We start from the raw sequence: 12,767 nt of genomic DNA, 5'->3' as shown, positions 1-12,767 counted from the left end.
GGCCCGCGTCGCCGCCGCGCTCGCGCGCGCCGGCCGGTTCGCCTCCCGCCCCGCGGGCCCGGGCCCGCGCCCGCCGGAACAGTTCGACGCCTGCCGTGTTGAACGCTGCGTCACGCACCATGCGCGAACACGCGGCTACTGTACTCTCCAGTCCTCGCGAGACCGGGCGATGCCGCGCGGGCGCACCCGTGGTGCATCCGCGCGGGCCGCGTGTCCTCGGGTCGGGCGGCGCGTGCGAGCCGACGGCGGGCTGCTCCGCCCGGCCGGCGCGGAACATCTCGTGGGGATGGCCGGACGAGGGGCATCCCCGGTCCCGTGGGGCAGCGCGCGGCGGTGCCCTCCTGTCGCTCTCGAAATGCGGGGAATCATCGTGAGGACGCAGTATCTCGGCACCTGCATCGCCATCATGAGCCTCTGGGGGGCGACCGAGTGCCTGGCCCAGGCCAGCTCGGACCAGCGCGCCGCCTGCACGCCCGACGTCTGGCGTCTGTGCGCGAGCGAGATCCCGAACGTCCCCGGCATCACCGCCTGCCTGCGCCGCGAGCGGGTGAACCTCAGCCCCGGCTGCCGGGCGGTCCTCACCGAGTCCGAGCGCGGGCCCCGGCCGGTCGCCAGCAACGAGCGCAGGTTCTAGAGCTCCGGCGCGACGGGGCTCGGCGCCGGGCCCCCTCGACGCGGGCCCCGCGGCGCCGGATCATGCGGCCCCCGAAGGAGGATGTTCCCGCATGGCCACCGTGAAGCTCTGGAGCGACGCCGAAGTGCAGGCCGACCCCCGCGTCAAGGCGGTGTTCGACGACATCCGGGCGGCACGCCGCTCGGACTTCGTCAACAACTTCTGGCGCGGGCTCGCCAACCAGCCGGCGGTGCTGGAGCGGACCTGGGCCAGCCTGAAGGCGGTCATGGCGGCGGACGGCGCCCTCGATCCCCTGACCAAGGAACTCATCTACATCGCGGTCTCGACCGCGAACGGGTGCTCCTACTGCATCCACTCGCACACCGCCGCCGCCCGGGCCAAGGGCCTGAGCGACGCGCAGCACGGGGAGCTCCTGGCGATCATCGGCATGGCGTCGGAGACCAACGCTCTCGTGACGGCGATGCAGGTCCCGGTCGACCCGGAATTCCTGGCCTGACGGGCCGCCTCAGCCGCCGATCCCGGCCTCGCGGCCGAACACCGCCTCCATCTCGCGCCGGAAGCGGATGGCGGGGTTGGCGGCGTCGAACGCGACATCGTCCCACGAGACGGCGCGGCCCTCGGCGACCGGCCGGGTCAGGACGAGGTCGTGGGCGAGGCCGATCGGCAGGCCGCCGGCGGCGAGCGAGGCCCGGGCGGGCATCAGGCGGCCGTAGACCGTGTAGCCGCCCTCGCCGTCGAGGCGCTCGCCGGCCTTGAGGTCGCGCTTGGCGGTCGCCACCACGTCGCCGCGGAAGCCGCGCGTGGTCCCGGTGGGCTCGCCCCGGAGCACGACGCTCGCGACCGAGATCCCGAGCTCGAGCCCGATCAGGTGGTAGGGCTTGTACATGGCGCTGTAGCGCCCGCTCGGGTCCGTCCTCAGGCCATACTCCGAGAAGCACTTGCGCACGTAGTCGGAGGGCGCCTCGAAGGTGGCGTAGACGCCCCAGCGCAGGTCGCGGAAGACCGGGCGCCCGTCGCGCTCCAGGGAGGACACCACCTCGACCGTGCCGGCATGCGGCAGGATCCCGCCGTCGCCCCGCGGGCGCAGCAGGCTCGGCAGGTCGTCGACGCCGCAGGCCGGGAAGGCGAGCCCGTCGGGCGCCGGCTCGAGGTCGCAGGCGTTGGCGACCGCCGCCATCTCGAGCGCCGACTTGGTGCCGTCCAGGAACGAGTTGAACATCTGCGGGTTGAAGTCGCCGCCCGCGACCTGCTCGGCGCCGAAACCGTAATGGCCCCAGACCGTCTCGGGGGTCGAGGCGTGGTAGACCGGCAGGTACTTGGTGCCCTTGCCGGCGCAGACGACCCGGAAGCCGGCGGTGCGGGCCCAGTCGACGAGCTCGGCGATGAGCGCCGGCTGGTCCCCGTACGCGAAGGAGTACAGGATGCCCGCCTCCGCGGCCCGCCGCGCGATGAGCGGGCCCGCGAGGGCGTCCGCCTCGACGTTGACCATAACGATGTGGCGCCCGTGCCGGCAGCAGGCGAGGGCGTGCCGGATGCCCGCCGAGGGATGGCCGGTGGCCTCCACGATGACGTCGATGCCGTCGGCCGCGATCAGCGCCTCCGCGTCGTCCGTGAGGCAGGTCGTGCCCTGCCGCATCGCCTCGGCGAACGAGGCGGCGCCGGACCGCTCCGGCGCCCAGCCGACCCGCGCCAGGGCCTGGCGCGCCCGCGCCGGGTCGAGGTCCGCGATGCCGGCGACGTGCAGGCCCGGCGTGCGGGGGGCCTGCGACAGGAACATCGAGCCGAACTTGCCGGCCCCGATCACGCCGACCCGGACCGGCTGCCCGGCCTCCGCCCGCGCCGCGAGATTCCGATACAGGCTCATGCCGCCTCGCCTCCCTGGGCCGCCCCGCAGGATCGCCCGATGCGCTTCCCCTCGGGCGATCCTGGCGGATCCCCGTTGCGGGCGAGCGTCACGGATCGGGACGGCGGCGTCAACCGGCGGCGGGCCCCGGAGCGGCCCCCGCCCGCAGCGGCCCGGGCCGAAGGGCCTCCGGGAGCACGCAGGCCCCGCGGCTCCCGCGCGGGGACCGCGGACGCCGCTCAGTACCGCACGATCTCGCCGAGGTGCGAGGCGAGGCGGTAGGCCTTCGCGCGGATCAGCCCGCGCAGGATGACGCGGGTGTCGCTGAACACCGTGAAGGTGCCGTCCGCGTCGGCCTGGATCCGGATTCCCTCGTGCATTCGCGCTGCCCCCCGGCGCCGCTCCCGAGACGCATCGACGTCTCCCGGCGGACCACCCCCTGGAACGCGCGGCGGGATCGGAGGGTGCGGGACGGAGTGCCCGTTCTCTGGGCAAGCCGGTCGGCAAAGAAACGACGGTCTCCGCGGAACCGTGGTGTTGAGAAAAAACTTTCCTGCTGGCTCGCCCACGCCAAGCCCGCGTCGCGTCCGCCGGATGGGCGACCGCAGAGGAGACACCTCACGATGAAGACGATGACTCTGGGCCTCGCCGCCGCCGCGGTTCTCGGCGGACTGACCTTCGGCCTCGGCGCGGCCTCCGCTGCCCCGGCGAGCCCCGCCGGCATCCAGGCCGGCCAGGGCATGGTCGAGCCGGCCGCGATGGACCACCACGAGCGCCGCATGATGAGGCGGCACATGATGCGCCGCCACATGATGAAGCGCCACATGATGCACCGGCGGATGCACTCGCGCGGCATGCACCGCATGTAGGGGCCGCCGGCGCCCTCGTGGGCCGAGGGCCCGCGAGGGAGCCCGTGCCCGGGGCCGGGCGTCCCGGTCTACCAGGGACGGTTGGCGAGGGCGGGCTTGCCCGCCAGGATGCTCGAGGTGACCTGCCGGATGTCGCGCAGGCCGCACATCGCCATGGTGACGTCGAGTTCCTTGCGGATGATGTCGAGGCACTGGGTCACGCCCGCCTCGCCCCCCGCTCCCAGGCCGTACAGGAACGCGCGGCCGATGAAGACCCCGTGCGCGCCGAGCGCCAGGGCCTTGATGACGTCCTGGCCCGAGCGGATGCCGCCGTCCATCAGCACCTCGATGCGGTCCCCGACCGCCTCGGCGATGCCCGGCAGCGCCGCGATCGACGAGACCGCGCCGTCGAGCTGGCGCCCGCCGTGGTTCGAGACGATGAGCGCCTCGGCGCCGCTCTGCGCGGCCAGCTCCGCGTCCTCGGGATCGAGGATGCCCTTCAGGATCAGCTTCCCGCCCCAGCGGTCCTTGATGCGCTTGACGTCGTCCCAGTTGAGCGTCGGGTCGAACTGCTCGGCGGTCCAGGAGGAGAGCGAGCGCAGGTCGCCGACGCCCTGGGCGTGGCCGACGATGTTGCGGAAGGTGCGGCGCTGCGTGCGCAGCATGTTCAGGCACCAGCGCGGCTTCGTCGCCAGGTTGATGATGTTCGGGATCGTCATCCGGGGCGGGGTCGAGAGGCCGTTCTTCACGTCCTTGTGGCGCTGGCCGAGGATCTGGAGGTCGAGGGTCAGCACGAGCGCCGAGCACTGCGCCGCCTTGGCGCGATCGATCAGGCGGTCGATGAAGGCGCGGTCGCGCATCACGTAGAGCTGGAACCAGAACGGCCGGTCGGTGTTCTCGGCCACGTCCTCGATCGAGCAGATGCTCATCGTCGAGAGCGTGAACGGCACGCCGGCCCTGGCGGCCGCCCGCGCCGCCAGGATCTCGCCGTCGGCGTGCTGCATGCCCGTGAGGCCGGTCGGCGCCAGGGCCACCGGCATGCTCACGGGCAGGCCCGCCATGGTGCTGGCGAGGGTGCGGTTCGTCATGTCGACGGCGACGCGCTGGCGCAGCTTGATGTCGGCGAAATCGTCCTGGTTCGCCCGGTAGGTGCCCTCCGTGTACGAGCCGGAATCGGCGTAGTCGTAGAACATCCGCGGCACGCGGCGCTCGGCGAGCACGCGCAGGTCCTCGACGCAGGTCACGGGCGTCTGCGTGAACAGGCGCGACATCAGGGACGGCGGTCGCGACGAGGGCATTCGGGTCGGGTGCATGGGGCGTCTCGCTGGTGCGTCTCGCTCGGCGCGGTGCTGGCGGCGGGATCCGGGCGCACCGGAACCCGGTCTCGGATCGGCGGCGACCGGGATAGCCGCATTGCGCCCGGTTTGCCCATTGCTTTTTCCCCGCAGGACCGCGGTTTTCCTGGGTGGCCGCTCCCGCGCGGGGGGGGCGCGTCAGGTCTGGCCGATCTCGTCGCGGGGCGTCGCGCTGAGCTCGGTCCAGTCGAGCTCCTCCTCCAGGCGATAGAAGGCATCGTCGCCGATCTCGCCGCGCTCGCGCAGGGCCAGGATGGTGCTGCGGGCGGCGCCGACGGCGCGCAGGCGCGGCGCGTCGGCGGGCAGGCTCGCGGGGGCGCGGCCCTCGCTGTGCGCCTCCGCCTCGCGCAGGGCGGCGGTGAACTCCCGGCGCAGCGCCTCGGCGTGGGGCGAGCGGTCCTGCGCGATGCTGTCGCGGGCCGCCCGGTAGGCCTCGGCCCGGGCCCGCCCGACCTCGCGCCCCACGGGGTCGTCGTCCCCGAGGGAGAACCAGGCCAGCAGGGGCCGCAGGGTGAGGCCCTGGATCACCAGGGTGCCGAGCACGACGCAGAACGCCGTCAGCACCACGAGGTCGCGGTACGGGAAGGCGTCGGCGCCCTCCGGCAGGGCGAGCGCGAGGGCGATGGTGACGACGCCGCGCATGCCGCACCACGCCACCGTGGTGCTGGCCAGGAGGCCCGCGGGCTCGGGGCCGGAGGGGCCGATGGTCCGGCGCCAGAGCCGGGCGGCCCCCGCCGCCCCCATCACCCAGGCGAGGCGGACCACGACCACGGTGGCGAAGACCGCCGCGGCGATCAGCGCGTAGCGGCCGCGCTGCTCCCCGGTGAGCCCCTCCAGGATCGGACCGACCTGGAGGCCGACCAGCACGAAGGCCAGCACGTTGAGGACGAAGACCGCGGTCTCCCAGACGGCGTTCGAGGGCACGCGCAGGTGCGCCGGCACGGTGGCGGGCGCCAGGCGCGCCACCGTGATGCCGAAGCTGACGACCGTGAGCACGCCCGACAGGCCGATGCGCTCGGCGGCGAGCCAGACGCCGAAGGTCGAGACGAACTGGAGCACGATGGTGCTCGGCGCGTCGCCGAAGCGGCGCATGGCGCGCAGGTAGAGCCACGCCAGGACCGGGCCGGCGATCAGGCTGCCGGCCACGCCGACGAGGAAGGTCGGGGCGACGTCCCGGACCGAGAACGCGCCGGTGGCGGCCGCCGGGACGGCCAGGCGGTAGATCATCAGCGCGGAGGCGTCGTTGAACAGGCTCTCGCCCTTGAGGATCGTGACGATGCGGTGCGGCAGCCGGACGTGGCTCAGGACCGACAGCGCCGCGACGGCGTCCGGCGGCGCCACGATGGCGCCGAGCACGATGCAGGCGGCGAGCGGCATGTCGGGCACGAACCAGCGCACCACGAGGGCGACCGCCACGGTGGTGACCCCGACGGCGCCGACCACCAGCCCGGCGATGGGGCGCCAGTTCTCCCGCAGGTCGCGCAGGGAGGTGTCGTAGCCCGCATCGAGCAGGATGGGGGCGAGGAAGAGCGCGAGGGCGAGGTCGGGGTCGAGGCGCAGGTTCGGGACCTGGGGCACGAAGGCCAGGACCACGCCCCCGAGCGCCAGGAAGGCCGGGAACGGCGCCCCCAGGCGCCGCGCCACCGCCGCGAGCAGCACGGCGCCGACGAGAACGCCGACAATCCATTCGAAGACAAGCATGAACGCAACCGACCCCTCGCCCCGGAGATAGGGCGGGCGTGGGCCCGCGGGGACCCCAGGCGGCGCCCACGCCGCACCGGCGCCCGCGCCGCATCGGCGCCAGCGCGGCGGGCGCCGCCGGGAAGCCGGCCGGAGCGCGGCGCCCCGTCAGGCGCCGGGTCGGAGCGCGGCCTGCAGCTCGGCGATCTGGCCCGGGCGCAGGATGTGCCCGTCCGCCATGATGATCCAGGCGACGCGCTCGCCCCCGATCTCCCGGGCGGCGAGCACGGCCTCGCGCAAGGTAGTGGTCGGCCGGTCGTCCGGGCCCGCCTCCCCGCTGTCCGGCCAGACCACGAGCTGCGCCGGTGTCTCCCAATCGGTCATGACGTCCCCTTCACCACGCCATTGCGGCCCGCTCGGGGCGGTCCGGTCGCGGACGCGTGCCGCGTCACGGGCGCGTGCCGCGTCACGGGCGCGTGCCGCGGCGCGGGCGCGCCCGGATCCACGCGGGAGATCCGCATGAGCGCTCCCCTCACCCCGCGGGCCGCGGCCGGAAGCAGGCCACCGGCGTGCCGTCCTCCGAGGCCTCGAACACCACCTGCACCGGCTGGCCGATCGCCAGGGCGTCGGGATCGCAGGCGACGAGGCTCGTCATCACGGTGGGGCCCTCCGCCAGGGTCACGTAAGCGATGGTGCGCGGCGGGGTTTCCCGGCGCAGCACCGTGTAGCTGTAGATCGTGCCCGCCCCCGACGCCTCCTCCCAGGCGGTCTCCCCGAAGCAGAACGGGCAGAGCGCGCGGGGGTACCAGTGCGCCCTGCCGCACGCGGTGCAGCGCCGGATGAGGAAGCGGCCCTGCCGCGCGGCCTCCACGAAGGGCGCGCTCTCGGGGCTCGGCGGCGGGTTCGGCCACGGGCGGTCCGGCATCGTCCCTACTCCCTTCCGAGCACCAGGGTGGCGGCGCCGTGGCGGCTGCCGAGGAGGCCGCCGATCCCGGTCGCGAGCGCGAGGTCGCAGTTCGGGACCTGCACGGCCGGGTGCGCCTCGCCGCGGAGCTGGCGCACCGCCTCGATCACCTTCGTGATGCCGCCGCGGTTCGCCGGGTGGTTGTTGCAGAGGCCGCCGCCGTCGGTGTTGAAGGGCAGCCGGCCGTGCCCGGCGATGAGGTTGCCGTCGGCGACGAAGCGCCCGCCCGCGCCCTTCTCGCAGAACCCGAGATCCTCGAGCTGCATCAGCACCGTGATGGTGAAGCTGTCGTACACCGAGGCGTACTTGATGTCGGCGGGCGCGACGCCGGCCTCCGCGAAGGCGGCGGGGCCGGACCAGCGGGCGGCCGAGACGGTGAGGTCCACGGCGCCGCCGTCCTGGCCCTTGTGGCCCTCGCCGGCGCCCAGCACCCGCACGCGGGGGCGCTTCAGGTCGCGGGCGATCTCCGGCCGGGTCACCACCAGGGCGCCGCCCCCGTCGCTGACGACGCAGCAATCGAGCCGGTGGAGGGGGTCGGCCAGCATCGGCGAGCCGACGACGTCGGCGACCGTCACGACGTCGCGCAGCATCGCGTCCGGGTTGTGCCGGGCGTGGTGCGAGGCCGCGACCTTGATCCAGGCCAGCTGCTCGGACGTGGTGCCGAACGCGTGCATGTGGCGCTTGGCGCACAGGGCGTAGAGGTTGACCGTGGTCGGCCCGAACGGCGCCTCCCAGGGGCTGTCGGGCGCGTTGCCGATCACCGGGCGCGCCGCCGTGCCGGAATGGCCCTCGCTGCGGGGCCGGCCCGCGAGGGTGATCAGCGCGACCGTGCAGCGCCCTAGCGCGATCGCCGCGGCCGCGTGCGCCACGTGCGCGATGTAGGAGGCGCCGCCGAGATCGGTGCTGTCGAGGTGGCGCAGCCGCAGGTTCATGTAGTCGGCCATGGCGAGGGGGCCGAGGCCGGGCGCGTCCCCGGCGCAGAAGTAGCCGTCGACGTCGGCCTTGGTCAGGCCCGCATCCGCGAGGGCGCCGGCGGCGGACTCGGCGTGGAGCTGCGCCACCGACCGGTCGGGGGCCCGCCGGGTCGGGTGCTCGTAGGCGCCCACGATGCAGGCGCGGTCCTTGATGGTCATGGTCACACCGGGTCCCAGGAGAAGACGTCGGGGCTGCGGTCGAGGGGGGCGAGGTGCGCGCTCAGGGCCGGCAGCGCGTGGGCCGCGATCGTCTCGGGCGTCCAGCCCTCGGCCCGGTGGACGCTGCGCACCGGGCGCGGTTGGTTGAACACGAAGAGCTCGTTGTGCCGGGCGGCGAAGATCTGGCCCGTCACGTGGCGCGCCGCGTCGGAGGCGAGGTAGACGGCGAGCGGCGCGTTCTTCTCCGGGCCCATCGCCTGGAGCTTGGCGACGCGGGCCTTCTGCTCCGGGGTCCCGGCCGGGATCGAGGAGGTCATGCGGCTCCACGCGAAGGGCGCGATGCAGTTCGAGCGCACCCCGAACCGGCCCATGTCGAGGGCGATCGACTTCGACAGGGCGGCGATGCCTAGCTTGGCGGCGGCGTAGTTCGCCTGGCCGATGTTGCCGACGAGCCCGGAGGTCGAGGTCATGTGCACGTAGGCGCCGGCGCCCTGGCGGCGGAACGGCTCGGCCGCCGCCCGCGAGACGAAGAAGGTGCCGTTGAGGTGGACGTCAATCACCGACAGCCACTCCTCGGGCGTCATCTTGTGGAAGATCTGGTCGCGCAGGATGCCGGCGTTGTTGACCACGACGTCGAGCCGGCCGAAGGCGTCGAGGGCGGCCGCGACGATGCGCCGGGCCGAGTCCCAGCCGGCGACGCTGTCGGTGCTCGCCACCACCTCGCCGCCGCGCTGCGCGATGATGGCGCAGGTCTGCGCGCCCGGCGCCGCCGAGGTCTCGCCGAGGCCCGTGAGGCTCGCGCCGACGTCGTTGACCACCACGCGGGCGCCCGCGAGCGCGAGGCCGAGCGCGATCTCGCGCCCGATGCCCCCGCCCGCCCCGGTGACGACCGCGACCTTGCCCTCCAGCATGCCCATCGGGGCTCCTCCCTCGGTTGCGTGGCGGCTAGCCCGCGTCCCGCACCGTCACGACGGCGTCGGCCGCGAAGGCCCCCTCGCCCGCGGGCAGCGCGATGACCGGGTTGAGGTCGATCCCGGCGAGCCGCGGGCCCGCCTGCGCGGCGAGGACCGAGAGCCGGGCCAGCATGCGGGCGAGGGCCGGGATGTCGGCCGGCCCGCGCCCGCGCACGCCCGTCAGGAGCGGGGCGCCCCGGATCGCCCGGATCATCGCCTCGGCCACGTCCTCGCCGAAGGGGCAGCGGCGGAACACCACGTCGCGCATCACCTCGACGAAGAGGCCGCCGAGGCCGAACATCGCCACCGGCCCGAAGGCCGGGTCCTGGTGGATGCCGAGGATGCACTCGACGCCGCCGGCGAGCTGGCGGGCCACCAGCACCCCGTCGATCCGCGCGCCGGGCGCCGCCGCGGCGGCCCGCGCCAGCAGGGCCGCGTAGGCGGTCCTCGCCGCCGCGGCATCGGCGACGCCGAGCACCACGCCGCCGATCTCGGTCTTGTGCAGGATGTCGGGCGACAGGATCTTCATCACCACGGGCCAGCCCAGCGCCTGCGCCGCCTCGACGGCCGCCTCGGGGCTGGCGCAGGCGCGCTCGGGCACGGCGGCGATGCCGGCGGCGGCGAGCAGGCGCTTGGCCTGCGCCTCGCTCGGCGTGCGATCCGGCAGCGGGACGGGCGGCACCTCGGGCGGGGCCCCGAGGGGGCCCGCCGCGAAGCCCTCGCCGAGCCGCCCCATGGCGTCGATCGCCACCACGGCGCGGGAGGGATCCTCGAACACGAGGTAGCCGTCCCGCTCGTACTCCCGCACGCGCTCGGGCGAAGCCAGGACGCAGAGCACGGCGAGCCGGTCGGGGTGGCGCGCCATGACGGCGTTGAGCTCCCGGCGGATCCCCGGGGCGAGGCTCGGCGCGCCGCCGATCTGGGTGAAGAAGGCCAGGATCGAGCGGTAGCCGCCCTCGGCGATCATGGTCTCGGTGAAGCGGCCGACGAGGGAGAGGTCGTTGAAGGCCTGGGCCGTGCAGTCCACCGGGTTGCGCGGCGCCGCGTAGGGCAGGATCGCCCGGAGGCGGCCCTGGGCGGCCCGGGGCATCTCCGGCATGGCGAGGCCCGCCGCCTCGGCGGCGTCCGCGATCAGGACGCCGGCCCCGCCCGAGATCGTGATCACGCCGAGCGTGTTGCCGACCGGGTAGATCCGGCGCGTCGCCGCGTAGGCGATGTCGATCAATTCCTCGGTGGTGCGGGCCCGCAGCGCCCCGTGCTCGGCCAGGACCGCGTCGAACACCGCGTCGTTGCCGGCGATGGAGGCGGTGTGGGACTGCGCCGCCGCGCCGCCGACGGCGCTGCGGCCGACCTTCATGGCGATGACGGGCTTGCGGGCCGCCCGCGCGGCCGCGAGGGCCCGCGCGAAGGCGTCGCCATCCCGCACCCCCTCGGCGTAGGCCATGATCACCTCGACGCCCTCGTCCCGGGCCATCCAGGCGATCACGTCGGCGAGGTCGAGGTCGGCCTGGTTGCCGGTCGTGACCAGCATGGCGGTGCCGATGTGCCGGTCGCGCGCCACCGTGAACAGGTGGGTGCCGTAGGCGCCCGACTGGCTGGCGATGCCGATGCGGCCGGGCAGCGGCAGGCCGCCCTCGAGCGAGGCGGTGAAGATCGGGTAGAACCCTGTCGCCTGGTCGAACAGCCCGAGGCAGTTCGGCCCGAGGAGGCGCATGCCGTGCCGGCGGGCCGCCGCGACGAGGCGGTCCTGCGCGGCGGCCCCCGCCGCGTCGACCTCGGCGTAGCCCGCCGTGAACACGATGGCGGCGCGGGTGCCGCGCCGGCCGAGGTCGTCGACGGCGGCGAGCGCGGCCGCCCCGGGCACCGCCACCACGGCGACGTCGGGGGCCTCCGGCAGGGCGTCGACCGAGGCGTAGCAGGGCAGGCCCTGCACCTCGGACCGGTTCGGGTTGACGGGCAGGATGCGGCCCGAGAACCCGCCGCGCAGCATGTAGGCGATCGGCCGTCCCCCGATGCGGGTCGGGTCGGCGGACGCGCCCACGATGGCGACGGAGCCTGGATGCACGAGGGCGCCGAGGTCCGGCGGCCCGGCGGGTCTCGGCCCCGCGCCCGCCCCGGGCTCAGTCGCGGACATGGGGGCAGCCGCCTTCGCCGAGGGGCCGGAAGGCCTCCTCGCCCGGCACCGTGGCGAGGCGCTCGTAGAGGTCCCACCGGCCGCTGGACCGGGCCGGGGCCTTGAAGCGCATCAGGTACATGTCGTGGACCATGCGGCCGTCCGCCCGCACCCGGCCGCCATGCGCGAAGAAATCCTCGACCGGCGCCTCGCGCATCGCCGCCATCACGGCGGCGGAATCGGTGGTGCCGGCACTCCGCACCGCCCGCAGGTAGTGGGTCAGCGCCGAGGTCACGCCGGCCTGGTAGGCGGTCGGCATCGCCCCGCGGCGGGCGAAGAAGCGCCTCGCGTAGGCCCGCGTGCCCTCGTCGTTGTCCCAGTAGAAGCTGTCGGTGAAGAGCGCGCCCTGGAGCACGTCGAGGCCGAGGGCCGCCGCGTCCGTCAGCGTGACCTGGAGCGCCACCATGGTCCTGCCGGATTGCGGCAGGCCGAACTCGTGCGCCTGCTTCACCGCGTTGGCGAAGTCGCTGCCGGCGTTGGCGAACGCGACGACGTTCGCCGGGGACCCCTCGGCCTGGAGCAGGAAGGACGAGAAGTCGGGCGTGCCGAACGGGTGGCGGACCTGGCCCGCCACGCGGCCGCCCGCGGCCGCCACCGCCCGCGCGGCGTCGCGCTCGAGGGCGTGGCCGAAGGCGTAGTCGGCGGTGAGGAAGAACCAGGTCGCGCCGCCGCGGGCCACCACCGCCCTGGCGGTGGAGTTGGACGAGGCGTAGGTGTCGTAGGTCCACTGCACGCTCGTGGGCGAGCAGGCCTTGCCGGTGAGGTCCGAGGAGCCGGCCCCGGAGATCAGGAAGATCTTGCGGCGGTCGCGGGTGACCGACTGGATCGCGAGCGCGACCGCCGAGTTGACGCCCTCCGCGATGACGTCGACGCCCTTCTGGTCGAGCCACTCGCGCACGATGGCGGCGGCGACGTCCGGCTTGTTCTGGTGGTCGGCCGAGACGATCTCGATCCGGCGCCCGAGCACCGTCGGCCCGAAATCCTCGAGGGCGATCCGGGCCGCCGCGACGGAGCCCTCGCCGTTGCCCTCGCTGTACTGGCCGCTCATGTCGGTGATGACGCCGATGCGCAGCGTGTCGCCGGCGGCGCGGGCCCCGGCGGCCGAGGCCGCGAGCACCAGGGCGGCGAGTGCCGCGCCGGCGAACGCCGCGCCGGCGAGCGCCGCCAGGCCCGGGCGGGCCGGG

13 protein-coding genes are annotated in these 12,767 nt (G+C 74.7%); 3 read left to right on the top strand and 10 right to left on the bottom strand.

Annotated features, from left to right (window positions below):
* Positions 1–406 precede the first annotated feature (406 nt).
* Both DT057_RS30950 and DT057_RS30945 read left to right on the top strand, forming a co-directional pair.
* Positions 407–634, top strand: a complete 228-nt coding sequence (locus tag DT057_RS30950; protein WP_128565896.1) for a hypothetical protein — start codon at positions 407–409, stop codon at positions 632–634.
* A gap of 91 nt (positions 635–725) precedes the next feature.
* Complete coding sequence (locus DT057_RS30945; protein WP_128565893.1) at positions 726–1,130, top strand: carboxymuconolactone decarboxylase family protein; 405 nt, start codon at positions 726–728, stop codon at positions 1,128–1,130.
* A 9-nt stretch (positions 1,131–1,139) separates the two neighbouring features.
* Here DT057_RS30945 and DT057_RS30940 read toward each other — a convergent pair whose 3' ends face one another.
* Together DT057_RS30940 and DT057_RS35720 are read right to left on the bottom strand one after the other, a co-directional pair.
* A complete protein-coding gene (locus DT057_RS30940) occupies positions 1,140–2,498 on the bottom strand; it encodes an NAD(P)H-dependent oxidoreductase (protein WP_128565892.1) in 1,359 nt (452 codons plus the stop codon).
* A 218-nt stretch (positions 2,499–2,716) separates the two neighbouring features.
* Positions 2,717–2,857: a hypothetical protein gene (locus DT057_RS35720; RefSeq protein WP_162501560.1), complete on the bottom strand. Its 141-nt coding sequence runs from the start codon at positions 2,855–2,857 to the stop codon at positions 2,717–2,719.
* Positions 2,858–3,100: 243 nt separating this feature from the next.
* Between DT057_RS35720 and DT057_RS30935 the strand changes: the two genes are divergently transcribed.
* Positions 3,101–3,346, top strand: coding sequence for a hypothetical protein (locus DT057_RS30935; RefSeq protein WP_128565891.1), 246 nt, complete (start codon positions 3,101–3,103; stop codon positions 3,344–3,346).
* Positions 3,347–3,414: 68 nt separating this feature from the next.
* On the opposite strand, the gene DT057_RS30930 is transcribed toward DT057_RS30935, so the two are convergent.
* The 8 genes from DT057_RS30930 to DT057_RS30895 all read right to left on the bottom strand — a co-directional run bounded on the left by DT057_RS30930 (position 3,415) and on the right by DT057_RS30895 (position 12,703).
* Positions 3,415–4,596 carry an alpha-hydroxy acid oxidase gene (locus tag DT057_RS30930; RefSeq protein ID WP_128565895.1) on the bottom strand — a complete coding sequence of 394 codons (1,182 nt, stop codon included), beginning with the start codon at positions 4,594–4,596 and terminating at the stop codon, positions 3,415–3,417.
* A 222-nt stretch (positions 4,597–4,818) separates the two neighbouring features.
* Positions 4,819–6,381 (bottom strand): Na+/H+ antiporter, encoded by a 1,563-nt coding sequence (locus DT057_RS30925; protein ID WP_128565890.1) that lies wholly within the window; start codon positions 6,379–6,381, stop codon positions 4,819–4,821.
* A 147-nt stretch (positions 6,382–6,528) separates the two neighbouring features.
* On the bottom strand, positions 6,529–6,744 hold the full coding sequence (locus DT057_RS30920; protein ID WP_128565889.1) for a hypothetical protein: 216 nt from the start codon (positions 6,742–6,744) through the stop codon (positions 6,529–6,531).
* Positions 6,745–6,892: 148 nt separating this feature from the next.
* Positions 6,893–7,285 (bottom strand): Zn-ribbon domain-containing OB-fold protein, encoded by a 393-nt coding sequence (locus tag DT057_RS30915; protein WP_128565888.1) that lies wholly within the window; start codon positions 7,283–7,285, stop codon positions 6,893–6,895.
* 5 nt (positions 7,286–7,290) lie between these two features.
* Positions 7,291–8,457 (bottom strand): thiolase domain-containing protein, encoded by a 1,167-nt coding sequence (locus DT057_RS30910; protein ID WP_128565887.1) that lies wholly within the window; start codon positions 8,455–8,457, stop codon positions 7,291–7,293.
* A 2-nt stretch (positions 8,458–8,459) separates the two neighbouring features.
* Positions 8,460–9,374: an SDR family NAD(P)-dependent oxidoreductase gene (locus DT057_RS30905; protein ID WP_128565886.1), complete on the bottom strand. Its 915-nt coding sequence runs from the start codon at positions 9,372–9,374 to the stop codon at positions 8,460–8,462.
* A 28-nt stretch (positions 9,375–9,402) separates the two neighbouring features.
* The gene (locus DT057_RS30900; RefSeq protein ID WP_128565885.1) at positions 9,403–11,544 is read right to left on the bottom strand and encodes an acetate--CoA ligase family protein; all 2,142 of its coding nucleotides are present in this window, start codon (positions 11,542–11,544) and stop codon (positions 9,403–9,405) included.
* Entirely contained in the window at positions 11,531–12,703 is a 1,173-nt protein-coding gene (locus DT057_RS30895; RefSeq protein ID WP_244937414.1) for an ABC transporter substrate-binding protein, read from the bottom strand. Before DT057_RS30895 ends, DT057_RS30900 begins: the two co-directional genes overlap by 14 nt.
* Positions 12,704–12,767 lie beyond the last annotated feature (64 nt).

This window comes from Methylobacterium crusticola, assembly GCF_003574465.1.
In the GTDB taxonomy this organism is placed as follows: domain Bacteria; phylum Pseudomonadota; class Alphaproteobacteria; order Rhizobiales; family Beijerinckiaceae; genus Methylobacterium; species Methylobacterium crusticola.
This window is presented reverse-complemented; position numbering and strand designations above follow the sequence as displayed.

Coding starts and splice junctions, on each gene's coding strand:
- DT057_RS30910 (WP_128565887.1), bottom strand. CDS start 8,457: ATGACCATCAAGGACCGCGCCTGCATCGTGGGCGCCTACGAGCACCCG.
- DT057_RS30900 (WP_128565885.1), bottom strand. CDS start 11,544: ATGTCCGCGACTGAGCCCGGGGCGGGCGCGGGGCCGAGACCCGCCGGG.
- DT057_RS30925 (WP_128565890.1), bottom strand. CDS start 6,381: ATGCTTGTCTTCGAATGGATTGTCGGCGTTCTCGTCGGCGCCGTGCTG.
- DT057_RS30945 (WP_128565893.1), top strand. CDS start 726: ATGGCCACCGTGAAGCTCTGGAGCGACGCCGAAGTGCAGGCCGACCCC.
- DT057_RS30950 (WP_128565896.1), top strand. CDS start 407: ATGAGCCTCTGGGGGGCGACCGAGTGCCTGGCCCAGGCCAGCTCGGAC.
- DT057_RS35720 (WP_162501560.1), bottom strand. CDS start 2,857: ATGCACGAGGGAATCCGGATCCAGGCCGACGCGGACGGCACCTTCACG.
- DT057_RS30915 (WP_128565888.1), bottom strand. CDS start 7,285: ATGCCGGACCGCCCGTGGCCGAACCCGCCGCCGAGCCCCGAGAGCGCG.
- DT057_RS30920 (WP_128565889.1), bottom strand. CDS start 6,744: ATGACCGATTGGGAGACACCGGCGCAGCTCGTGGTCTGGCCGGACAGC.
- DT057_RS30905 (WP_128565886.1), bottom strand. CDS start 9,374: ATGGGCATGCTGGAGGGCAAGGTCGCGGTCGTCACCGGGGCGGGCGGG.
- DT057_RS30930 (WP_128565895.1), bottom strand. CDS start 4,596: ATGTCGCGCCTGTTCACGCAGACGCCCGTGACCTGCGTCGAGGACCTG.
- DT057_RS30940 (WP_128565892.1), bottom strand. CDS start 2,498: ATGAGCCTGTATCGGAATCTCGCGGCGCGGGCGGAGGCCGGGCAGCCG.
- DT057_RS30935 (WP_128565891.1), top strand. CDS start 3,101: ATGAAGACGATGACTCTGGGCCTCGCCGCCGCCGCGGTTCTCGGCGGA.